Raw genomic sequence first — 22,399 nt, 5'->3', positions numbered from 1 at the left:
CTCTTAACTGAATGCCCTTAACTCGCCGTTGGTGGAGCCGGAGGTTGAGCCGCCAAATTAATTCGATCGCTCAGTTGGCGCAAATTTTGGGCAAACTCCGGATCCGCATCCTTTAATTGCGCCACTTTGTCGCAGCTATACATCACCGTGGTGTGATCTTTGCCGCCAAATTCTTCCCCAATTCGAGGCAAACTCAAATCCGTATGTTGCCGCATCAAATACATCCCAATTTGACGGGCTTGGCTAATTTCTCGGCGGCGAGAATTGCCCTTCAAATCCTCGATCAAGATATTGAACGCATCCGCCACAATTTGAATCACCGACTCGGGCGAAGCTTCCACCGTTTCCACGGGCGGGTTCAAAACCGGTGCAATGTTCTGCACCGTCATCGGCAATCCCGAGATCGAAATATAGGCCACCGCGCGAATGAGGGCCCCTTCCAATTCCCGAATATTGGAAGTATAGCTAGCGGCAATATATTCAATAACATCGCGGGTCATCCGAATATTTTCATACTCGGCTTTTTTCTGCAAAATGGCCATCCGGGTTTCAAAATCCGGCGGTTGAATATCGGCAATTAAGCCCATGGAAAACCGGGACGACAGCCGCTCTTGCAACCGAGGAATTTGACTGGGCGGGCGATCGCTCGCTAACACCACTTGCTTGCCCGCCTCATGCAACGTATTGAAGGTATAGAAAAACTCTTCTTGGGTATATTCTTTACCTTCAATAAATTGAATGTCATCCACAATGAGCACATCAACGGCGCGGTAAAACTCCCGAAACCGTTGCATTCCGTCCTTGCGAATGGCGGCGATCAAATCATTGGTGAATTGTTCGGTGGAAACGTAATAAATTCTGGCATTTGGATCTGTTTCCAGGCGGTAATGACCGATCGCCTGCATCAAATGGGTTTTGCCCAGTCCCACTCCCCCACACAAAAACAGGGGGTTAAATTCCCGACCCGGCGACTCGGCCACCGCCAGGGAAGCCGCGTGGGCCATGCGGTTGTTGGCCCCCACCACAAAGCGCGAAAAGGTATATTTCGGGTTCAGTTCCGTGGCGGTGCGGCCCCGATCGCTGGGGGCAGGGCTGGCGATCGGCGGGGCACTGGGGGGATCGGCGATCGGCTCCGGTGGCGGCAAAAAGGCCTCCGGGTCGATCGCCCCGCCAACGCTTTCATCACCCCGGGCCGCCACGATCTGAATTTCCACCTCATGGCCCAACACTTCGCGGGCCGCCTGGGAAATAGCCTTTAGGTAATACTTTTGCAGCCAATTGCGAGCAAAGGGCGTGGGAGTCCGCACCACCAAAGCCTGATCGTCTAAGCGCTCTGCGATGGCCGTTTTGATCCAAGTTTCAAACGTTGGCCGACTCAGTTGGTTTTGGAGCTGATCCAAAACCTGACCCCAGAACGCATCGAGCGATTTTTCCACGGTGGACATCCTCTGGACGAATCTCGATCGAACCCCCATCGCAGGTCACCGGTAGCGATTCCACCCGTGCCCAACACCCCCAACGGTGTATTGCCCCGCGACTTCAGTTCGATGGCAACCATTCGATTGCACTGGTTGACTGCATAGGTTGACTGCATAGCATTGACTGCTGGGATGGCAGCGATCGCCACAACCGGCAACCAGTGCAGCGAAGTTATTCTAGCCGTCTTTGTTCGATTGAACGGATCGAACCCGACCCAGCACACAAAAACCCGGTCAAAATCAACATAACAGCCCCAAAAACCAGGGCAGCGATCGGGCAGTTGGGTCACCCTCACGCCATTGCGTTGGCCCCGTCAGTAGGTTGGACTGGGCCGATCGGCCCGTCATCAGATTCCTCAAGACCCTGATTCCATGCTGGTCTGGTCGATCGCGCTCCAATCATCAACACAACTCCAGCAGCGAAATGCAGCATGAAGGGTCTGCTCGCTGACATCTAGTGTCCAGCAAAGAGCCATAAACCTATCATGAATCGGGCCAAGGGGCGATCGGCCGGAATTTCTTAAACAATTCATGCGCCTTCCGTGCACCCTTCATCCGTCTTCCCTTCGGCTCAATCTGCCATTCAGACTTGGCATGGTTAATGACTTGGGTGTAACTGAACGCAACGAATGGGAAGAATTTACGGATAATCTAATGCGGGCCATCTGCCCCTAATTCCTGTTGTTAAACCGATCTGAACCTATGAAGTCCTACCTGGCGGCGGCAGTCCAAATGAACAGCCAGCCCGATCTGGCCCACAACCTGGCCCAAGCCGAAGACTTAATTGATCTGGCCGTGAACCGGGGGGCAGAACTGATTGGCCTGCCGGAAAACTTCTCCTTTTTGGGCGAAGAAAACGCAAAACTCGCCCAGGCCAGCGAGATCGCCGCCGCCAGCGAAAAATTCCTGAAAACCATGGCCCAGAAATATCAGGTCACCATTTTGGGGGGTGGATTTCCCGTGCCAGTGCCGGACAACCAGGTGGCCAACACGGCGCTGCTGGTGGATCCCGATGGCTCCGTGGTGCGATACGAAAAGGTGCATTTGTTCGATGTGGATTTGCCCGATGGCAACACCTACCGCGAATCGCAAACGGTGTTGGCCGGTTCCCACTTGCCGCCCCTCTATCGATCGGACAATTTGGGCAATTTGGGTCTCTCGGTCTGTTATGACGTGCGGTTTCCGGAGCTATATCGCCATCTGTCCAAACAGGGCGCAGATGTGTTGTTTGTGCCCGCAGCCTTCACGGCCTACACGGGCAAGGATCATTGGCAAGTGTTGTTGCAAGCCCGGGCGATCGAGAACACCTGTTACGCGATCGCCCCGGCCCAAACAGGCCTCCACTACGGCCGCCGCCAGTCCCATGGCCACGCGGTGATTATTGATCCTTGGGGCACAATCTTGGCCGACGCGGGGGATCCGGTGGGCCTCGCGATCGCGGAAATCAACCCTGATCGACTGGCCCAAGTTCGTCGCCAAATGCCCTGCCTGGAGCACCGCGTTTTCGGCTAAATGTCCACCTGATTAACGCCCATCCAAACAATCCATCCAAACAACGGGGGCGCAACACCCGCCCCCAAAGCTTGATTTTCTAATTATTTGCAAATTCCCTTTCCTGCAAAAACCCAGATACTATTAAACGAATCACTTTATATAAAATTTTGAGTTCCAGGCTGCCATGGTTCCCCGAGTTCAGCTTTTAACCCTGATGGTAACGGCATTGTTGCTTACGGTGAGCTTCGGAAAATCAGCCCAGGGCCAGGACACAGACCCCCTGTGCTACTTCACCGATGCGGCTGGCAACCGCCGGGATCTCAGTGCTTGGTGTGGTCGGCCGGGCAACAATCCAACGGCCCCAAACAGCGCTCCAGCATCTGCGCCGATGGGGCCACCTCCGGCGGCCACTAGTGCCAATGGCGGCGGCAATGTGGAGCTGTTGCAATGCTGGTTTGAACAGGAAAGTAGCTCAGAACAACCGTCAGGTCTCACGAAAACGGTGATTCATTTGATGGGATCAGTTCAAAATCGAACAGGAAAGCCAGTAACAGATGTTAATGTACGCTATGTTGTGCGAACACAGAATAGTATTTTGAACCGAGCGGGACGATCACTGAATGATCGTTCACTGGGAATGGGTGCTCAAGGGCTTTTCAACCGCAACGATCAACCGATCGCCCTGGAAATCAAACCTATTGATTTGAGAGGCTGGTATGTACGGATTGAAGGAATTGACTGGATAGAAGCAGGTGTGGCTCGTTCCTATCAATTTGCGCAACCTGAAGACTGTTTCTTGGCCGGTAGATCCAGACCAGAGGGAAGCTGAAACTAAAAGGTTCCAATAATTTCCAGTTGATCAAAGCCTTCTGCCAGTTCTGGGGGCGATCGATCCAATTGTTGAGCCATCCGCTCAATGACATGGGCGGGAACCTGTCGATCGCGCTGGGCATTCCAGGCCAAGCATTGCTCCAACGGGGTTTGCACCCACCAGCCGATAATCTGGCTAAACCCCAATTCCCGTGCGGTTTCTAAGATTCGCTGTCGTTGGCGCGGGTCGGCGTTGGTGGCATCGTAAACGGCATCGGCTGCGTTGGCGATCGCGGTTTGCAGTCGATCGCACACCACCTGCCAAATGGCTGACCAGTCGCCCTGAACAGCCGCATCACCAAAGAGTTCAGCCCGGATGGCATCGGTGGAAATCCAATGTCGATCGGGAGCGGCGGCTTGCCACTGGCGAGCCAGGGTGGACTTGCCACAGCCCGGCGGCCCAATTAGCACGATCAGGTGAGTCGTGGGCAGACCAGAGGCGGGGGGATCAGCAACGGGGCGATCGGGAAGTGGCATGGTGCTGGAATGGGCTAATCAACCGGTTAACGCCACAGGTTAACGCTGTAGGTTAACGAGATCGGCTAACGAGATGGTTTGAGCATGGTTGAGCCGTTGAACCGCCTAAGGATCAGGGATCACCCTCGCCTTAGCCGGCCCGGCCCGCCTAAAATTGAACCATTCTCCACTGCCCGATCGCCCCTCCCAGGCGGGAGATGCGCGGCGATCGCCGTTTGGGGATCTGGTTCATTTTGCCGTTCTATTCTTTTCCATTTTTTTGTCGCATTCTGAGGTGGCTTATCGAAACCATTCATGGAGATCTGAAAGGTCTCAAAACCAACCAACTCAAACAACTGAAGCAGCTTTATCATCAGCGCGTGCCCGGCGATCGCTTCACCACGCCGGAATTTGCCCAGCGCTTGGCCGCCATCAGCACCGAACTGGAAAAACCCCTTTGCGTTTACTTTAACCGGCGGGGCCAGGTGATTCGAGTTGGCGTGGGCACACCGCGCCAAACCCAAATCCCGCCTTTGGAATTGCCGCGCTATGGGGCCGAGCGCCTGTGCGGAATTCGTTGCATGGCCACCGCGCCCGAGTCAGAACAGCCGGGAACCGGAGCCTTGACGGCTTTGGCCCTGCAACGGTTGGATGCGTTGGTTTGGTTGCCACTCACGGGCAGTGGCTTTGCGCGGCGCGGTGGCGGTGTGGGGGGCTATGTGAAATCGGCGCGGGTGGCCCATCTGTTGCCGCCGTCCAATCTGCCGGGTTTGGTGGTGCGAGGGACGGAATCGACGGCCGAAAGCGTCACCCAAAGCACCACGGTGTTACCCCCTGTCCCGATCGAGGATTTGGCGGAACAGGACTTTCTGGACTTTGTGACGGGGCTGGAGGCCGAGTTTGCCCGAGAAGTGTCCGGCCTAGAGATTGATCAAGCGGGCGATCGGGTGTTGTTGGTGGGGGTGCAAACGAGCGATCGGGATCCCAGGGCCTTTGAAGACGGGTTGGTGGAACTCGATCGGCTGGTGGACACGGCCGGCGGTTCCGTGGTCGGTGTGGTGCGCCAAAAGCGATCGCGCCCCCATCCCCAAACCGTGGTGGGTGAAGGGAAGGTGGAAGAAATTGCCCTCCAGGCCCAGAGCTTGGGGGCCAACCTAGTGGCGTTCGATCGGGACTTGTCCCCGGCCCAAATCCGCAACCTGGAAAAATTCATCGGCACGCGCGTGGTCGATCGCACCGAGGTGATTCTCGATATCTTTGCGCAACGGGCCCGATCGGGCGCGGGCAAGCTGCAAGTGGAACTGGCCCAGTTGGAATATCTCATGCCGCGACTGACGGGCCGTGGCCAAGCCATGTCTCGGTTGGGCGGCGGCATTGGAACCCGGGGGCCCGGTGAAACCAAATTGGAAACCGAACGCCGGGTGATTCAGCGGCGCATTGCCCGCTTGCAACGGGAGGTGAACGAACTCCAGGCCCACCGCAACCGCCTGCGCCAACGTCGCCAACACCACGATGTGCCGACCGTGGCGATCGTGGGCTATACCAACGCTGGAAAATCAACCCTGTTGAACGTGCTGACCGATGCGGAGGTCTATGCGGCCGATCAACTGTTTGCCACGTTGGATCCAACTACTCGCCGCCTGACCCTGACTGCGCCCGCCCCGATCGCCCCAATCGCTGAATCGGAATTTCCAGACAGCCCCGAATTTGCGGAACCCACCGAGGGGCGATCGATCCTGCTTACGGACACGGTGGGGTTTATTCAAGAGCTGCCGCCGCCCTTGATGGATGCCTTTCGCGCCACCCTGGAGGAGGTGACGGAAGCAGAGGCCCTGTTGCACTTGGTGGATTTATCCCATCCTTCCTGGCCCCGACATATTGCGGCGGTGCATGAAATTTTGGGTGAAATGCCGATCGTTCCGGGGCCGGAGCTGCTGGTTTTCAACAAAATCGACGCGGCCAGCTCCGAGGCGATCGAACAGGCCAAGGCGGAATGTCCCCACGGGGTGTTTATTTCCGCAGGCGATCGCTTGGGACTCGAAACCCTCCGGCAACAGTTGCTGAACCTGGTTCGCTACGCCACGGGAGAATAGGCCCCTGCCTGATCGATCCTGCCCGATTCATTCTGATCGATCCTGCCCGATCGATCAGGCGGGACACACCGCCGCAATGGGTTAATCAACCGTTAAAACAGCAGCTTTCGGGCCTAGGGCCTAGGGCCTTGCGCCCCGACCTAGACCGCAGAGCTGTAAAGAGAGCCACCTCGCAACATAATCGCCATTTCGTTCTCGCGGGGCGAATTGGCGAGAGCAATCTCCTCGTTGATGCGCCCTTCCAAATAGAGCTTGTAGAGAATTTGGTTCATCGTACACATGCCCTCGTATTCCGATCGGGGAATGATGTCCTCCACCTCGTCAATCTGCCCTTTCTTGATGTAATCCCGAATGGCATCCGTGTTGATCAACACCTCAAAGACCGGGGCCCGTTTGCCGTCGGTGGTGGGCACTAGGGCTTGAGAAATGCAAGCCACCATCGCTTCCGCAATTTGGGTTCGCACGGCCTCGCGATCTTCCGGTGAATAGAGCGCCAAAATCCGCTCGATCGTCTTGACGGCCCCGTTGGTGTGCAGCGTTCCGAATACCAAGTGACCGGTTTGGGCAGCCTTCAGGGCGGTTTCCACCGTTTCCCGATCGCGCATTTCCCCAATCAGAATCACGTCTGGATCTTCCCGCAAGGAAGCCCGCAACGCATTGTCAAACCGTAGGGAGTGAATCCCCACCTCCCGCTGATTGATCACCGATCGGCGGCTTTGGTGGACAAACTCGATCGGGTCTTCGATCGTGATGATGTGCCGGGTCATGTTGCGGTTGATGTAGTCAATCATGGCCGCCAAGGTGGTGGACTTCCCGGAGCCGGTGGGCCCCGTCACCAAAATCAACCCTTTGTGGGCATGGCAAACGTTCGCAAAGGCCGCCGGTAAACAAAGCTGCTCAAAGGTCTTGATTTCCATCGGAATCAAGCGCAACACCATCGCCGGCCCATTCAGGGTTTCAAACAAATTGATCCGCACCCGCGCAAAGGGATATTGGGCCGCCCCGTCAAAGTCTAAGTTTTCTTGAAAATGCTGAATTTCCACATCACTCAACACCTCTTGCATCCAGGCCATGAAGGTGTTGTCGTCCGTGGTGGGGTAGGTGGTGGGCTGCATTTGCCCCCGGCTGCGGAAGCGCGGTTCTCGGCCCACGGCCAAATGCACATCGGAATAGTTGTTGCGAAAGGCTTCTTCCACCAACTGCCGCAGGGTGGGCGCACCTTCCGAGGCCTTCGCCCGAGGGAGGGGACGGCGGCCGCTGACGGGGCTGGCTTCTGGGACGATCGGGCCCGGTGGGGCCGTTTCGCCATTTTCCCCAATCACCTGAAACGACCAGTCCGCCCGCCGATCGCCCAAATTCACACTCAGGTGGTGGTTGCCGGGCTTGGGAAACACCAGGTCTAAGCGCCAAGTGCCGTCCTTGGCCACGATCGGCCCTGTCATCTTGAAGTCATTATTCAGACTGACGACCAACGGTTTGCCCGCATCATCGGGCGTTGCCACACCGGCCACCACAAACCGCTGGAGCGGGCGCACGGGTTGGCTGGGAGCCTGAACAATTTTCATTGAGAAACCTCCAAAATCCGTCACTACTTCACTAGCAATTGCCACCATTCGCTCGCGAAGGCTGCAATCGGGAGGCTTCCTGCTTCATCACGGCGAAGTCCGCTTCATCCGCAACCTAGGCTGACAAGACCGGACTGGCCGCCGTTTCGAGATGAATCGCCCCGCTTCCGCCCCGATCGATTTTCAATCCACAGTTTGGCCTATGGTCGAAAGCCCTTGCATTCAGCCTGACCCACCCATACCTGCCTGCTGCTGGAGAACTGGGAAACCGGCAAGAGGGTTCCCCTGAACTCCGTGATTTTGCGGATCAGGCTCCCTTTGTTTCTAATCCAAAACCAATGGATTTGTCAGCTTTTGGCTGCTAGGACTGGGGAAATGGTGGGGGTGCTGATCCGGAAGAATTGCCCCAAAAGATACAGGGAACCACAGAGCACCACGGGCCGATCGCCCGCCAGGGCCGCCTCCAAAGCTGGCAACAGATCCGTGAAGGGGCGACCCTCTGCCAGGGCGATCGCCTCGGGAGCCAGATGCACCAATGCTTCGGGGGCGATCGACTGGGGATCTGGAACAGGCACGGTGTAGAGCCGATCGCCCGATCTCAACAGGATCCGCAACACGGCGGCCGCGTCCTTGGTGCTCAACATACCCATCACCCAGATCACGGGCCCCAAATTTTGCTGATCCACATAGTCCCGCAGCACTTGGGCCGAGTCATGGTTGTGGGCCCCATCCACCAGCAGCGATCGCCCCTGATGGGTTGTCCACTGCAACCGGCCCGGCCAGCGGGCGTTGGCCATGCCGGTTTGAATGGCTGGGTTGGAAATGGCCCAACCGGCCGATCGCAACTGTTGCACCAGCCCGATCGCGACGGCCGCATTGGTGCGCTGGACAGTTCCGGCCAGGGGCAGCGGATAGGCTAAATTGCCCGATCGCACCCAAGGTAAGTGCGGCCAAGATTCGGCCGGCGGGGCGATCGGCTCGGCCGGCTCCACCCAATCGATCGGGCAGGCCAGTTGGGCCGCGCGATCGGCCACCACGGCCCGGGCCTCGGGCGGCAGGGGAGCCACCACCAGCGGCCGCCCCGGCTTCAGGATGCCGGCTTTTTCTCCGGCAATTTGTCCCAAGCTGTCGCCCAAAACCTGCCAATGATCCCGTCCGATCGAGGTGATGGCACAGGCGATCGGCCCGTCCACCACATTGGTCGCATCCAACCGCCCCCCTAGCCCCACTTCCATCACCGCCAAATCCACCCGCTGGCGCGCAAAATACAGCCAAGCGGCCACGGTCACCAGCTCAAATTGGGTCAGGGAAATGCCGGTTTGGGCGATCGCCTGTTCCCCCTCACGCAGCAACTCAGCCAGAACTTGCGGTTCGATCGGAACTTGATCCACCGTGATTCGCTCCGTCCAATCCACCAGGTGCGGTGAAGTGTAGCGCCCGGTGCGATAGCCCGCCGCCGTCAGAATGCTGGACAGGTAAGCACAAACGGAACCTTTGCCATTGGTTCCCGCCACATGGACGATCGACACCTGTTGCTGAGGGTTTCCCAAAGCCGCCAGCACCCCTAGCATCCGCTCTAAGCCCAACTGCACGCCGAAGGGTTGAAAACTAGCTAATTGCTGGTCTAGTTGGCCTACCTGATTGGTCTGATTATCCTGATTGGTCTGATTATCCTGATTGGCCTGGTGAGCGTGATTGGCGTGATTGCCCTGATGATCCTGGGTTGCCGGGTGAGCTGCACTGACGGAATTTGCTGAATCTAGCGGCTCTGGGTTTGATGGTTCGATCGCCGGGGTCATGGTGTTGTTCCTTAGCCTATTGCGCCTTGCGAGGGGCCAAAAATGCCCAAAAACAAGTAGGAGCGCCATCAAAGCGCCCCTACTATTCTGCGATTGGGTATCGATTGTGGGCGATCGCGACAAAACCGCCAGAGTTTACTACGAACCTAGCTGTCTAGCTGACGACGCAATTGCTCGAGAGCTGCCTTACCAATGTTGAAAACAGCCCAGCCAGCAGCCAGCAGCAGCGGAGACACCACAACCAAAACGCGCCAATCCATATCTTGATCTCCCGTAACAGTTCTAAAAACAGGCGAGCCAATTTAATTAAATGCCATTGTCGGGCATTTGGGGCCTCCCGAACGCGACCAGTCGATCGGAATCCTGGGAACTGGGTCACTGGCGGGCATTGGGGTAGGCCGAGTTACCTAGTGCGCCCCGTGAAAACCCAGATCCGTGCCCTGGCCGCCATGCACCAGGGCCAACTTTACGTAGCGGGCCGCATGTTCAATTTGTTCCGCCACTTCCTGATCGCTGAGCGATCGGACGACCTTGCCCGGAATTCCCACCACGAGCGATCGGGGTGGTACCTCTTTGGTCACCACGGCCCCAGCCCCCACGATGCTACCCGCACCCACGCGCACGCCGTTGAGAATGATGGCTCCCATCCCGATCGTGCAGCCCCGTTCAATGTGGGCGGAGTGGATGATGGCCCGGTGGCCCACAGTCACATCGGCCTCAAGAATTGTGGGCTGGCCCGGGTCGCCATGGATCACTGCGCCATCTTGGACATTGGTGTTTTCGCCAATGTCAATCCGCTCCACATCCCCCCGCAGCACCGCGCCATACCAAATGTTGGCCCCGGCGGCCAGGGTGACCCGGCCGATAATGGTGGCGTTGGGAGCGACAAAGGCCGCAGCCGCGATGTCTGGTGTGCCCAAAATGGGATGGGCGATCGCCCCTGTTGCCTCTAGACGTGACATAAACGTGACAAATATTTCAAGAAGCGTTTGTTTTGCCCAGACCGCCAAAATGCCATCGCTATAATAGGGTAGCGAGGCGACGGCCCGCGATCGAACCCCCGCTCCCACCGCCGTCCTGCACGAGGTTTCGATCGAACCCATGCTGAATCCGACGTTGCAATATCCCATCTTTGGCCCAGAAATTTTGTGTCCCCATTGTCGGCAGCCGATCCCGGCCCTGACCCTTACGGACACGTACCTTTGTCCCCGGCATGGGGCCTTTGAAGCCGACCCCAACACCAAAGAACTGGTGCATTTGCAATCCAGTCGCCATTGGCGGCAGTGGGAAGGTGAATGGTATCGCCAGCATACGCACCCCGACGGCATTCGCTTTGAAATTCATGAAGCGCTCGATCGGCTCTATACCCAAGGCTTCCGGGCCACAAAGGTAACCGTTGCCCATCGTTACCAAACCCTCATTGCGTCCTATCTCGATCGGGCAAACCCGCGCAATCCCAGTTCCGACGGTCGGCCGCGGCTTTATGGCTTGCCGGTGGAATTCAGCGCCACGGAAGCGGCGGATCCCTGTTGGGATGTGATTAATTTTGTGTTGGACAAGGAACCCGGTGTGCCGGTGCGCTATCCCTATTTCCGGCTGTTTGAGTAGCCCAAGGGGGGGGGCGGTAGCGGCGCAATGCACCATGTTTCCTTAAAAACGGCGGATATTCACCGGGCGATCGCGTTTTATGAAGCGATCGGGTTTGGGATGGCCGAACGGTTCACGGCGGGCATGACCCTGGCCTGTTGGATGGAAGGTTGGGGGGGACGGATTGAGCTGCTGCAAGTGCCGGAACCCCAATCGCCGCCCGATCCCTTTGGCAATGAGCATTATGTGGGCTACTACCATTTGTCGCTAGATTTGGCCCAATCGCCCGATCGCCCAGAAACGCTGCCGGATTGGTTGCGTCTGATGGGCGATCGCCTGGCTCCGCAACCCCTGCCCCTGTTGTTGGCCCCTTGCCAGCAAATGATTGGCGATCGGGTCTATGAGGTGGCATTCATCGCAGATCCGGATGGAATGCCGATCGAACTGTTGCGCCTTCAATCTCAACTCCCGCCACCCAAGGGCGCGATCGACGCTGAACATTGAGCCACCGTTCAGCGTCGTGGCGTTCTGGTGAGGCACGATGTTCGGGAATCGCGTTGAGAGATGGCGTTGAGAGATAGCCTTGAGAAAGGGCGCTAAAACAGCCCGATCGTGCGGGCCGCCTGCACCAACCCATCCACCGCTTCCGGCGGCCATCCCCCTTCAGCGCCCCGCCCCGACAGCAACACAAACCGCACCCCAAAGGCATCTGCGTAGCCCTCGGCCCCCAGCCAGAGCCGATCGCTCTCCACCTCGCAAGCAATTTTTTCCTCGGGCATCAACTCATCGGCGATCGCCCGCACTGAATCCACCAGGCGATCGAGCAGTCGGCAAAAGTCGGTTAACTCCGGCTCCGTCAGCTCCACAGCCCAATCATCACTGCCCACCAATCCCGAAAATTTCGTGGCCGAAGGCTGCCAGCCCAATCGCCATCCTGGGCCAGACTTCAAGATTCGATCGTTAGCCATAGCGCTGTTGATTGGCCCTAAATTGCCGGATTTAGCTTATCTCCGGATTGAACTGCTCCGAGCAAATGTCTGAAAAGTGCCTTCATGGAGACCGTCTAATTTTTCCACTACTCCTCTTCAGTCCTAGGATTGAATCTAGGATTGAACCATTGAAGCTCCATGTCGATCGAACTCCACCATGGCTCTTAAGCTCTTCTTCTTGCGTCATGCTCAGACGGCCTACAGTGCATCCGGTGGTTATTGCGGCACGCCTGAAAATGATCCCGGCCTCACGCCCGAGGGGCATGAAATGGCTGAGAAGTTCGCGATCGCCTATGCCTCCCTTGAGTGGACAGCCATTTACACCAGTCCGCTGCGCCGCGCGATCCAGACGGCAACGCCTCTGTGCGAAATGACGGGGCTGAATATGCAGTTGCGAGATGGGCTAAGGGAAATTGCCTACGGAAAGTGGGAAGGGTTGCATCCCCGCGAGGTCGATCGAATCTATCACGATGACTATGTGCGGTGGCTGACGGATCCGGCTTGGAATGCGCCCACGGGAGGCGAGCGGGGTGTGGACATTGCCCGCCGAGCTTCATTGGTTTTGGACGAAATTGAGCGTCGTCACCCCACGGGTTCAGTGCTGTTGGTGTCCCATAAGGCAACGATTCGGATTTTGCTTTGTGTGCTGATGGGCATTGATGTGGGTCGCTATCGCGATCGCTTCTCGTTGCCGGTGGCGGGGTTGAATGTGGTGGAAATGAGCGATCGGGGCCCCCTGTTTCACAGTGTGGCCGATCGGAGTTATTTGGATGAACGGTTGCGGGCCCTTCCTTCCACTTAGGAGCATGGCGAGAAACCTGGGCCAGAAATCTGGTTAGAAATCTAGTTAGAAACCTGGACAAGATCGATCGCCATGGCTTTTCCTCCAGGGAATCAAGATGGCCGCCGCAATCAGTTCTCAGATTCCCGACCAATTTGATAAGACGGAAGGAATCCACAGGAATCAACGCCGATGGTTGACTCCTGGATAAACCTCTGGCAACCTAACTCCCCCCATAAACGGTGACTCAATCAGACGAAATGCAGGGTCTGCTCGATCGAGCAGTGAGCACCCTCAATGAAGCGCTGGACTCTCCTGAACTGTCATTGCGCGATCGAACCTTGGTGGCCCTGCGTGTTTTGGAATTGGCCCATGGAACCGACCCGATCGAAGGTCTCAACACCGATGGTTGGGAATTGCCGCAACTGACCCAACGCCTGACGAACCCGGGCCCGGAATCGTGGTCAGCATCGCCACTGGACGCAAGATTGCGATCCGCTTCCAAGGGCCAGCCCGCCATCGGCCCCGATCGCCCCCATTCAGACAGCACCGCCACCACCCAATATCAGTCCCTGGCTTACCCCGTTGCGACTGCTCCTTCAGCGGCTCGCAATGACCAAATTTTGGAGCCAACGGTTTTAGAAATTGACAACTTTCTAAGTCATGAAGAGCATCAATTTGCCCTCAGCACGGCCTTGAATAAGGCCGATCAATTCGTTGGTTCCAAAACCACAACCAACGCCAGCGATTACCGTCGCTCCAGTATTTTGTATGCCACGCTCTATCCAGATCTCTACGAACTCTTGCGCCAACGGTTAATTGGTCTATTGCCAACGGTTGTGCAGCAATTGGGAATGCCTGGCTTTGAGCCGGGACAAGTTGAGATGCAGCTAACGGCTCACAATGATGGCTGTTTTTATAAAATTCACAACGATTCAGGCAGTCCAGAAACGGCCACGCGCGTCCTGACCTATGTTTACTATTTCTATCAGGAACCGAAGCGATTTTCGGGTGGTGAATTGCGAATGTATGAAACGGATATCAGCGGGCCCATGGTAACCGCGTCCGATCGCTTCGAGACCATTGAACCGCTGAATAATCGGATTGTCTTTTTTGATAGTCGCTGTAAACATGAAGTGCTGCCCGTTGTTTGTCCGTCGCGCCAATTTGACCATGGCCGGTTCACGCTCAATGGCTGGATTCGGCGGGCTTAGTCCTCGGCGGGGATCAGTCCGGCGGGTTTGGTTGGGTTGTCTGGGGGCGGGGTTGCTGTGGTTGGCGGCCGGGGCAGCCGGGGCGATCGAGCCATCCCAACCGGCCCGGCCGGCTCCCATTCCCTACGTAGCGTTCGATCGAACCGAGTTGCAGTTATATCCCTATCGTGGCCGCAATTTGGTGTGGCTGTTGCCGGAGGGAACTTGGGAGCCGGAACGATTGCAACCCCTGATTGAACTGGTCGATCGCGCCTATGATTTCTATGCCGAAGCCGTGGCCGGCAAACCCACCCCCTACGGCCCCACCATTCGCGATCAATTGGGAACGGTGGCCATTGTTCCCAAAACCTGTGGCGGTGGCTGTGGCTACATTTCCAGCACCGGCATCGAGGTGAAGGCTCCTTATTTCCAAGATCTTTACAATACCTATCAGAAAACCGGCGAGTTTGAGACCCTGCCCATTTATGAGTTGGGGCGTAATTTTTGGCTGAAATCCTATGCCAAAAAACTGGAATATCAGGGAGCCGATGCTAGCGTTACGGTACGCACCGGGTTTGCAGCTTTTATGCGTTTGGAAGTGTTGGACGTGCTGCAAATTGAGCCGGGATCGGTGTATGGCACGCCGTTTGAAATTTATCGTCAGGATTTGCGATCGCTCCTATGGCGCTATCAAGCCGATCGCACTTTGAATTGGCACAACACCCTGCGATCGGGTCAAGCTCCCAAAAACCCCCTCTGTTCCGAGCGGGGAATTTGCATTGGTGCGCCGGAATTGTGGGCGGCCATGCTGCTGGAAGTGCGCGATCGCTACAGTCCCAACGATCCCACCTTTGCTAAGCGGTTGTGGGCCGCCGTGCGCGATCGCCCCGATGCCACCAGCACCCAAGCAGCCGTGGACAACTGGATCATTGCCCTCAGCGAAACCACCCAGCACAATTTGGTTTGGCTCTTTGAAGATGTGTGGCGTTGGCCCGTGTCCGATCGCGCCAAGCGTGCCGTCCGACATCTGCCGCGCGGGATTTAGCCCAGGGCTTTGAACAGGCTGGATGCACCCGGCGGAATTTCTCTGTGAAATTTTCTCTGTGAAATTTCTCTGCGAAACTCAGTTCTTGGGAGAGCTATTCGCTAAAAACCGCTCCACCAAAACGATCGCCGCAATATCATCCACCGGGCGGGGCGGCTGGCGCAGGCCCCGAGGCAGCAACTTTCGCCAACCCCGAGGCGGATAGAGTTCCCAATAGCGATCGCGCGCGGCTAGGGTGCTGTAGCGTTCATCAACCCGTTGGATCGGGGGGGCATCGGGCCAACCCTGTTCCAGACGGCTGACCCAGGCCTTGGAAGTGGTTTGGTCACCCATAATGATGGCCGTGGCTTGGTATTGTTGCTGCCATTGGCGCAATTGCTCGATCGCCCCGTCCGATCGCACCACCTCATGGGCCAAAATCTCGCCACTCGATCGCAGCACCGCCAATCCACATTTGGCGCTGCCCGGATCAAACCCCAAATAAACCGCTCCCGATTCAACCGCCCTCAAATCAGCCGCCCTCAAATCAGCCGCCCCTAAATCAACCGCCATAGACTCTCATCGGTTGCGCAGAACCAAAACACAGCAACCCGCCTACTTAGCCGCACCGGCCGCACGCCGCGTCTTAAGGGTGACATTCATGCCCTCACCGGACTGCTCCAACACCAGCAGCGGCGTGGGTTTGGCCTTTTGATCCCAACTGATGGTGACGATGCGCCCCTGGATCGTCGGTTGCCACCGATCGTCATCATCATCCGCCAAACTGAGGTAGCGCTCCAGGCAGTTGATGATTTCCTCGATCGTCCGGGAAGTGGGCTGGGTGGGCAATTTGGTGATGCGCACCTGCACTCGAAACAACACCCGCTTCACCCGCTTCACGCCATCGGTGCAAGTTTCATACTCCACATCAAAGAGCTGATCCACTTGGCGGCCTTGGTTGGTCTGCGCGTTGTTTTGAGTGCCAGCCTGTTGTTGGGTCGGCCGCAGGGCCACGGACACCATGGTTTTGATCTTCATCTTGATCTGATTCACGATCGCGAAGTGGAAGATCTCCTCCTGCATCCGCATTCGCAAGTAATCCAAGTTGAACTCACGAGAATTCACAAGATCGGGATTTGCTTCCATCTTGTGAATGCTTTTGAGGGCTAAGTCAAGGCGTTTTTTGAGTTCACGAACTCGGAATTCTTCTGCACGAATTCTCTTGTGGAGCTTGTCTGTTTCTAGCTTGAAATAAACACCACCAGCGACCAGCAACACTGCCAAAGCGCCACTGCTCATGAGCCATAAATTATTAGCAGGAGCCGGGGTGGTTGGGGCCTGGGCCAGGGGCCCGGCGGGCAAGCTAATGACCGGAATAATGGAGGTCGTCATGACAGGCAATGTTGTCATTGAATGACTCATTGGGCAACTCACAGATACGAATCCTCACGGGCGATCGGTGAATTTGTTGAATTCGATGAATTTTTCGATGAATTTAGAAAATTTCCCGTTTCCCCCCTGTTAGTCAACGGTAACTTTCTTTTGATTAACCCCCTGGAGCCAATCACCGTAGCTGCGGTGCGATCGGGTGGGGGCCAAAACTTCCTAGACGCAGACAAGCACAAAGTTACCCCCCACCGCGACCACTGGCAACGTTGAGAATTGCGAGAATTGTGGTCTGTGGGGCCATGCTGGTTGGGTTGGGTTCCGTGAGCCTGAACCCGTTCGGTTGGAGATAACACCCATCGTTCACATCTAGTCTACATTGGCAATAGAGACGATAGAATAAACGCCTTGGAATATAAGCTTTGAACATCATTAATAGAAACAATGGATTACACCAGCGGCGGATCGCCCTACGTGTTGTTGGCGGCCGGGGTTGCGGCGGGAGCGCTGTCGGGGTTGGCCTTTGCGAAAAGTTTGCGCGAACAGGGGCGAGTTTGGCTCAAGTCACCCGATCGGGATCCGGCGGCCATGAAAGGGCCTGAGTTGTGGCTCCCGTTTGTGGGGATGGCCGGCGGGGCTGGCTTTTTTTTGGCGGCCACATTGCAGTGCTTCGCGTTCCCGATCGACCTGTCCTATAAACTTTCCGTGCCGGTGGCGGTGGGCGGAGCGCTGACGGTTTGGTGGCAGTTTGGAATTATTTTGCGCCAAATTCAACGGGGCGGCGTGGGGGCGATCGACCTCAATTCGTTGCGCTAGGGCCAGCGGAACCTGCCACCCCATTCAGCCCACGAACAAGGTATTAGCGGAGGGTGCTAGTGGAGAGCGCTAGTTGATGATGTTTGCTAGGCGATCGAACACTTGCGCCACCACCCGCTGGGCTTTTTCATCCAGCCGATGCCAGTCCACATCCCCATCCTCCCCAATCAAATCCAAATCAATGGTGACCATCACCTCATCGCCCGCACTGAGGGTGCTGAGGGCTTGGTAGTCGCGGAAGCAAATGCTGTAGCACAGTTCCCACACGTCAACGCGCGTGGACTGGCCATCGTGCTCCAGGGTGAACCAATAGCCCGGATAGGGTTGTGGCAAGTCATCCAACGCCGCCGTAATTTCCGCTGCCCGTTCGCCGCTGGCGGTGGTTAGTTCCTGCTGCAAGAGGGTGACACGGGTTTGGATTTCTTCAGACGTGCCGTAGGGAAAGACGGGAAATTCTTCGTAGGTTCCTTTCCAGCCGGAAGATTCCAGTTGCTTGCGAATGTTGTCGATCGTTCGCAGGAAGGCTGGCTGCATCAGTAACTCAGCCCGATACCAATCGTTTAAATCTGTTAATTTGGGACGCATCTGCTGTCGATGAACCGTCAAAACTGCAATACAAAAAACTGACTAGAACACCTAGCTTATCCGCTCTGGTCATTGGCGCGCATCTCTCGATTCTGACGGCACTGATTGCTCGGTCTGATGAACTGCTTGGCGATTCTTTTTTAGGTGGTCTATGCCCTCGATCGCCCGTAAAAATCTATTTGAAGATATTCCGCGCCTGTTGGTGGCCCAAGCGGGAATTCTGTTTGCCGTGAGCCTGGTGACGATCCAAACGGGCGTGTTTCGCGGTTTCACAGAATCCACATCGCTGCTGGTCGATCGCTCCAAGGCCGATATTTGGGTCACGTCCAAGGACTTGGTGCATCTGGAACTGACCCTGCCCCTGTCCTTCGACCACCTGAGCCGTGTCCAGCGGTTGGCGGGGGTGGAACGGGCGGAGCCGCTGATTTTTGGCAAAGTGCTGTGGCGTGCTCCCAACAATCGGATTGAGTCGGTGATTACCTTGGGCTATCAGCCGGATGGGGTGTTATTTCAACCTTGGAACCTGACCCAAGGCCGAGCAACCGAAGTTCAACAACCCTACCGGGCGATCACCGACGTAACGAATCTTCGGAAGTTGGGGCTGTCGCGGGTGGGCGATCGGGGCACGGTGGGTTCCACCCCATTGCAAGTGGGCGCGGTGGGCCAGGGGCTGCAATCGATCGTGTTCAGCCCGTTTTTGTTCATGTCTGCCGTGTCGGCCAACAGCCTGCTGAGTGCTGGGCGAGAATCGCGGCTGACCTGTAGTGTGCAGCCCGATGGGGGACTGGATTGTGTGAATCGGGTCAGCCCCAAGCCCACCGGAGCCGATCGCCCCGTGCCACCTCGATCGCTCAATGCGTCCGACCCGGTGAACTTTATTTTGGTGCGGGCCAAGCCGGGCAGCTCGATTCCAGACCTCCAGCGCCGCATTGAAGCGGCCTTGCCAGACTCCCGAGCCTTCACCCGCGCGGAGTTGTCCCGCCTCTCGCAAACCTACTGGCGCGATCGAACGGGGGTGGGGTTTATCTTGACCCTTGGGGCGATCGTCGGGGCGATCGTGGGCATTGCGATCGTGGGCCAAATTCTTTACGCCTCCGCCAGCGAGCGCGTCCGCGAATTCGCCACCCTCAAGGCCATGGGCGCTTCCAGTTGGGTTTTGCGCGGCATTATTGTTGAGCAGTCCCTTTGGATGGCCGTCTTGGGATATTTACCCGGCATGGGCCTTTGTTTGGGCGTGGCGCAATTTGCCACCACAGCCGGTGTCGTCATCGCCATTACGCCCCTCAGCGCCTTTTTGACCTTTGGTGTGACGGTGGTGATGTGTGTCAGTTCGGCCCTGTTTGCCATTCAAAAGGTTAATCGCATTGACCCCGCCGTGGTTTTCAAGGCCTAGAAAGAGCCATCATGACCCGGCGATTGCGCTAAGATGCGATCAATCAGTGTGCGCCCCAGTGTGCCCCATCCTTAGCCATTCATGAGTGATTCATTAATCATGAATCGGTTTTGCATGAGTTACTGATCGGTCATTCGTGGTTGTTTGCGATTTTAATGATTTGCAATTCATATCAATCAGCATTCTTGAGTCAATCAAGACAGATCAATTAAAAAATTAAAAAGTCAATTATAAACTAATCGATCGCCCCATTACCCAATCTTTGCTTCATTATCGTTTTCTCATTTCTTGAAAATCAGCTTAAGATTGCTTTAATATTACTTCTATATTTTCTCGTTTCTTTCTTGCAATAAAATGCTTTCTCTGATTGCTTTGTTGATCATCATCTTAGTCATTTATTTCATATCTTCCGGCAATTGAGGATCACTCTATGTTTTGATTAACGTTGCTTTTGAGTCGCCTGTGAGTGATTTTTGACCTGTTTTCGGCTTGCTTTTCTCGCTGGGCTATTTTTGTGGCCGCTTCTGAAATTGTCTGTCATGGACGGAAATAAACGGATCCCCTTGGCCGAAACTGGGAATATCGATCGCCTGGAGTCGCGAATTCCCAAAATTTCCCCCAATCCTGGGCAACCTTGAAAATAGACAATTCTAAAATGGAGAGCTATAGACAATTAATGAAGTGGTTAACGGGCCTCCTGTTCCCGATCGCCAAGAACTGATCGATTAGTCACCTCGGCCAGGTCGGTTAACCGCTTACACTAAGCTCTACCCCCACCACCCACCTCGATCGAATCGGTATCATCTCCCATCCTTAAACCAGCCGTTTCCCCCATGACCGCGTCTACCAATTTCACGACTGCGCCCACTTTAACCGCTCCGGTGTCGCCACCCCTGATCCGTCGCGATCGCTGCCATGAGGGCAAAGGCGATTGTACTTGGGCGATCGACGCGCGGCATGTTGACATGCGCTACAGCGGTGGCGATGAAGCCATCCATGTGCTGAAGGATGTGAGCCTGCGGGTGAAGCGGGGGGACATTCAATTGCTGATGGGGCCGTCGGGGTCGGGCAAAACCACGCTGCTGTCAATTTTGGCGGGCATTTTGACCCCCACTAGCGGCCATGTGGATCTGCTGGGCCAGGCAATTACCCAGTTGTCTCCAAAGCAGTTGGCTAATTTCCGGCTCCAAAATATTGGATTTGTGTTTCAGGGGTTCAATCTGTTTCCGGCTCTGTCGGCGGCGGAAAACGTGGAAGTGGCCCTGAATTTAAAGGGCATTCGCGGCCCCCAGGCCAAGAAGATGGCGCGAAAGTTGCTCGATCGCGTGGCCTTGAGCCATCGAGCGGATCATCTGCCCAAGGTGATGTCGGGTGGGGAAAAACAACGGGTGGCGATCGCCCGGGCCTTGGCGGGCCATCCACCGCTGATTTTGGCCGATGAACCAACGGCCGCGTTGGACTCCCGCAATGGTCATGGGGTGATGGAACTGTTGCGGAGTTTGGCCAAGGAAGATGGCAGCACGATCGTGATTGTGACCCACGATCCCCGAATTATGGATATTGCCGATCGAGTGGCCCACTTGGAAGATGGCGAATTGAGCAATTGAACTGAGCAATTAAGCTGAGTAATTGAGCTGAGCAATTAGGGGCAACTCCCCACGGGTTTTGGCTATTTGCCCAATTTGCCCATGGCGCGATCGGCTTCTTGCTGTAACTGTTGGCGACCGTTGCGAATGACCCGCAGCATGTCGCCCAGTTGTCGCTCAATGCTGCCCAAGACCCGATCGGCATAATCATCAGCCCCATCTTGGATGGCTTCGCATTCCGAAATGGCGGCCCGCCGCATTTCTTCCAACTCAGCGGCGGCGGCCTGGCGCGTTTGGTCTAATTCATTCAGCAGCCGATCGCGTGCGGCCTGGCATTCTTCTTCCACTTGCTGCCGAATGGAGTCTGCTTCTAGTTGGGCATGGCGCACCAGCTCCGTTTCGGAAATGGCGCGGGCGGCCTGCTGTTTGGCCCCTTCGATGATGTCTTTGGCCTGCTGCTGGGCTTCAAAGAGAATTTGCTCCCGTTGCCGCACGATCGCCTCGGCCTCCCGGAAGGCGGCGGGTAAATTTAGCCGCACTGAATCCAGTTGATCCAGCAACACTTCCTCATCCACCAAGGTGCGTCGCCCGAAGGGAATGCGGGGACTGTCCAGCACAATTTCTTCGAGCCGATCGAGGGCCCGTTGCACATCAAAACCGCTCGATCGTCCCTGGGAACTCGCCGCCGATTGCGTCTCATTCGCTGCTGGTTCCGCCGCCGAAGCTGCCGAATCCGCTACGGGCTGGGGGGCGAAACCAGAGGCATCTGAGGAAAACATCGCTGAATCTCCGCAACAACAGGATCGGGAACGAGGCGATCGACCGGGCCACCAAAGCGGGCGATCTCTTTCACCAAGCTACTACTCAAAAAACTATACTCATTGCGCGTTGCCAAAAAGACGGTCTCGATCGCCTCGGAGAGCGTCTTGTTGGTATGGGCCATTTGCAGCTCGTACTCAAAATCCGACAACACGCGCAATCCCCGTAATAATACGGTTGCCTTTTGTTGTCGAGCGTACTCCACCGTCAAACCATTGAAGGTATCGACCTTAACATTGCTTAAATGGCTGGTCGATCGCTCAATCAGTTCAATCCGTTGGGCCACCTCGAACAGGGGTTGTTTATTGGGATTGCGCAACACCGCCACAATCACCTGATCGAACAGTTGGCAGCCTCGCTCAATGATATCCAAATGCCCCAAGGTGATGGGGTCAAAACTCCCCGGATAGATCGCCCTGACACCCATATGGTCTCTGCTCTAGCTCAATTGGATCAGAAAATTCAGAGGACTTAGCAAATTTACT

At 56.3% G+C, this 22,399-nt stretch carries 23 protein-coding genes; 11 read left to right on the top strand and 12 right to left on the bottom strand.

What is annotated here, in order from left to right:
* Window positions 1–17: 17 nt before the first annotated feature.
* Complete coding sequence (dnaA, locus tag H6F46_RS11525) at window positions 18–1,436, bottom strand: chromosomal replication initiator protein DnaA (protein ID WP_190354999.1); 1,419 nt, start codon at window positions 1,434–1,436, stop codon at window positions 18–20.
* 744 nt (window positions 1,437–2,180) lie between these two features.
* On the opposite strand from dnaA, the gene H6F46_RS11520 reads away from it, so the two are divergent.
* Window positions 2,181–2,990, top strand: a complete 810-nt coding sequence (locus tag H6F46_RS11520; protein ID WP_099533253.1) for a carbon-nitrogen hydrolase family protein — start codon at window positions 2,181–2,183, stop codon at window positions 2,988–2,990.
* Between the two features lie 166 nt (window positions 2,991–3,156).
* Entirely contained in the window at window positions 3,157–3,801 is a 645-nt protein-coding gene (locus H6F46_RS11515) for a hypothetical protein (protein WP_190355000.1), read from the top strand.
* A 2-nt stretch (window positions 3,802–3,803) separates the two neighbouring features.
* Here H6F46_RS11515 and H6F46_RS11510 read toward each other — a convergent pair whose 3' ends face one another.
* Window positions 3,804–4,319 carry an AAA family ATPase gene (locus tag H6F46_RS11510; RefSeq protein WP_190355001.1) on the bottom strand — a complete coding sequence of 172 codons (516 nt, stop codon included), beginning with the start codon at window positions 4,317–4,319 and terminating at the stop codon, window positions 3,804–3,806.
* 197 nt (window positions 4,320–4,516) lie between these two features.
* Here H6F46_RS11510 and hflX point away from each other — a divergent pair, with 197 nt between their 5' ends.
* Window positions 4,517–6,391: a GTPase HflX gene (gene hflX, locus H6F46_RS11505; RefSeq protein WP_190355002.1), complete on the top strand. Its 1,875-nt coding sequence runs from the start codon at window positions 4,517–4,519 to the stop codon at window positions 6,389–6,391.
* A 140-nt stretch (window positions 6,392–6,531) separates the two neighbouring features.
* Here hflX and H6F46_RS11500 read toward each other — a convergent pair whose 3' ends face one another.
* The 4 genes from H6F46_RS11500 to H6F46_RS11485 form a co-directional block, all read right to left on the bottom strand.
* The gene (locus H6F46_RS11500; protein ID WP_242027915.1) at window positions 6,532–7,956 is read right to left on the bottom strand and encodes a type IV pilus twitching motility protein PilT; all 1,425 of its coding nucleotides are present in this window, start codon (window positions 7,954–7,956) and stop codon (window positions 6,532–6,534) included.
* A 347-nt stretch (window positions 7,957–8,303) separates the two neighbouring features.
* Window positions 8,304–9,527, bottom strand: a complete 1,224-nt coding sequence (locus H6F46_RS11495) for a folylpolyglutamate synthase/dihydrofolate synthase family protein (RefSeq protein ID WP_190355031.1) — start codon at window positions 9,525–9,527, stop codon at window positions 8,304–8,306.
* 374 nt (window positions 9,528–9,901) lie between these two features.
* Window positions 9,902–10,015, bottom strand: a complete 114-nt coding sequence (locus H6F46_RS11490) for a photosystem II protein Y (protein WP_099533248.1) — start codon at window positions 10,013–10,015, stop codon at window positions 9,902–9,904.
* A 147-nt stretch (window positions 10,016–10,162) separates the two neighbouring features.
* The gene (locus H6F46_RS11485; RefSeq protein WP_190355003.1) at window positions 10,163–10,717 is read right to left on the bottom strand and encodes a gamma carbonic anhydrase family protein; all 555 of its coding nucleotides are present in this window, start codon (window positions 10,715–10,717) and stop codon (window positions 10,163–10,165) included.
* A gap of 139 nt (window positions 10,718–10,856) precedes the next feature.
* On the opposite strand from H6F46_RS11485, the gene H6F46_RS11480 reads away from it, so the two are divergent.
* Both H6F46_RS11480 and H6F46_RS11475 read left to right on the top strand, forming a co-directional pair.
* Window positions 10,857–11,363, top strand: a complete 507-nt coding sequence (locus tag H6F46_RS11480; protein ID WP_099533247.1) for a TIGR02652 family protein — start codon at window positions 10,857–10,859, stop codon at window positions 11,361–11,363.
* A gap of 27 nt (window positions 11,364–11,390) precedes the next feature.
* Window positions 11,391–11,846: a VOC family protein gene (locus H6F46_RS11475; RefSeq protein WP_099533246.1), complete on the top strand. Its 456-nt coding sequence runs from the start codon at window positions 11,391–11,393 to the stop codon at window positions 11,844–11,846.
* Between the two features lie 92 nt (window positions 11,847–11,938).
* Here H6F46_RS11475 and H6F46_RS11470 read toward each other — a convergent pair whose 3' ends face one another.
* Window positions 11,939–12,310, bottom strand: coding sequence for a DUF1818 family protein (locus H6F46_RS11470; protein WP_099533245.1), 372 nt, complete (start codon window positions 12,308–12,310; stop codon window positions 11,939–11,941).
* A 178-nt stretch (window positions 12,311–12,488) separates the two neighbouring features.
* On the opposite strand from H6F46_RS11470, the gene H6F46_RS11465 reads away from it, so the two are divergent.
* From H6F46_RS11465 to H6F46_RS11455, 3 genes are all read left to right on the top strand, one after another.
* Window positions 12,489–13,133, top strand: coding sequence for a histidine phosphatase family protein (locus H6F46_RS11465; protein ID WP_099533244.1), 645 nt, complete (start codon window positions 12,489–12,491; stop codon window positions 13,131–13,133).
* A gap of 221 nt (window positions 13,134–13,354) precedes the next feature.
* Window positions 13,355–14,326, top strand: coding sequence for a 2OG-Fe(II) oxygenase (locus H6F46_RS19860; protein WP_199291524.1), 972 nt, complete (start codon window positions 13,355–13,357; stop codon window positions 14,324–14,326).
* Window positions 14,304–15,350: a hypothetical protein gene (locus tag H6F46_RS11455; protein ID WP_190355004.1), complete on the top strand. Its 1,047-nt coding sequence runs from the start codon at window positions 14,304–14,306 to the stop codon at window positions 15,348–15,350. The genes H6F46_RS19860 and H6F46_RS11455 overlap by 23 nt, the downstream gene beginning before the upstream one ends.
* Before the next feature lie 78 nt (window positions 15,351–15,428).
* Here H6F46_RS11455 and ruvX read toward each other — a convergent pair whose 3' ends face one another.
* Window positions 15,429–15,902 (bottom strand): Holliday junction resolvase RuvX, encoded by a 474-nt coding sequence (ruvX, locus tag H6F46_RS11450; RefSeq protein WP_099533241.1) that lies wholly within the window; start codon window positions 15,900–15,902, stop codon window positions 15,429–15,431.
* 42 nt (window positions 15,903–15,944) lie between these two features.
* Window positions 15,945–16,721: a hypothetical protein gene (locus tag H6F46_RS11445; RefSeq protein WP_099533240.1), complete on the bottom strand. Its 777-nt coding sequence runs from the start codon at window positions 16,719–16,721 to the stop codon at window positions 15,945–15,947.
* Between the two features lie 438 nt (window positions 16,722–17,159).
* On the opposite strand from H6F46_RS11445, the gene H6F46_RS11440 reads away from it, so the two are divergent.
* A complete protein-coding gene (locus tag H6F46_RS11440) occupies window positions 17,160–17,531 on the top strand; it encodes a hypothetical protein (RefSeq protein WP_099533239.1) in 372 nt (123 codons plus the stop codon).
* A gap of 69 nt (window positions 17,532–17,600) precedes the next feature.
* Here H6F46_RS11440 and H6F46_RS11435 read toward each other — a convergent pair whose 3' ends face one another.
* A complete protein-coding gene (locus H6F46_RS11435) occupies window positions 17,601–18,116 on the bottom strand; it encodes a hypothetical protein (RefSeq protein WP_099533238.1) in 516 nt (171 codons plus the stop codon).
* A gap of 151 nt (window positions 18,117–18,267) precedes the next feature.
* Between H6F46_RS11435 and H6F46_RS11430 the strand changes: the two genes are divergently transcribed.
* Together H6F46_RS11430 and H6F46_RS11425 are read left to right on the top strand one after the other, a co-directional pair.
* Window positions 18,268–19,509, top strand: coding sequence for an FtsX-like permease family protein (locus H6F46_RS11430; RefSeq protein WP_190355005.1), 1,242 nt, complete (start codon window positions 18,268–18,270; stop codon window positions 19,507–19,509).
* Between the two features lie 965 nt (window positions 19,510–20,474).
* Entirely contained in the window at window positions 20,475–21,116 is a 642-nt protein-coding gene (locus tag H6F46_RS11425; RefSeq protein WP_347278321.1) for an ABC transporter ATP-binding protein, read from the top strand.
* A gap of 62 nt (window positions 21,117–21,178) precedes the next feature.
* On the opposite strand, the gene H6F46_RS11420 is transcribed toward H6F46_RS11425, so the two are convergent.
* Window positions 21,179–21,874, bottom strand: a complete 696-nt coding sequence (locus H6F46_RS11420) for a DivIVA domain-containing protein (RefSeq protein ID WP_190355007.1) — start codon at window positions 21,872–21,874, stop codon at window positions 21,179–21,181.
* Window positions 21,832–22,341, bottom strand: coding sequence for a pantetheine-phosphate adenylyltransferase (coaD, locus tag H6F46_RS11415; protein ID WP_099533235.1), 510 nt, complete (start codon window positions 22,339–22,341; stop codon window positions 21,832–21,834). The genes H6F46_RS11420 and coaD overlap by 43 nt, the downstream gene beginning before the upstream one ends.
* Window positions 22,342–22,399 lie beyond the last annotated feature (58 nt).

Origin of the sequence: Limnothrix sp. FACHB-1083, assembly GCF_014696485.1 — a bacterium.
Classification (GTDB): domain Bacteria; phylum Cyanobacteriota; class Cyanobacteriia; order CACIAM-69d; family CACIAM-69d; genus CACIAM-69d.
The sequence above is the reverse complement of the archived record's forward strand: the minus strand, read 5'-3'. Positions and strand labels throughout refer to the sequence as shown.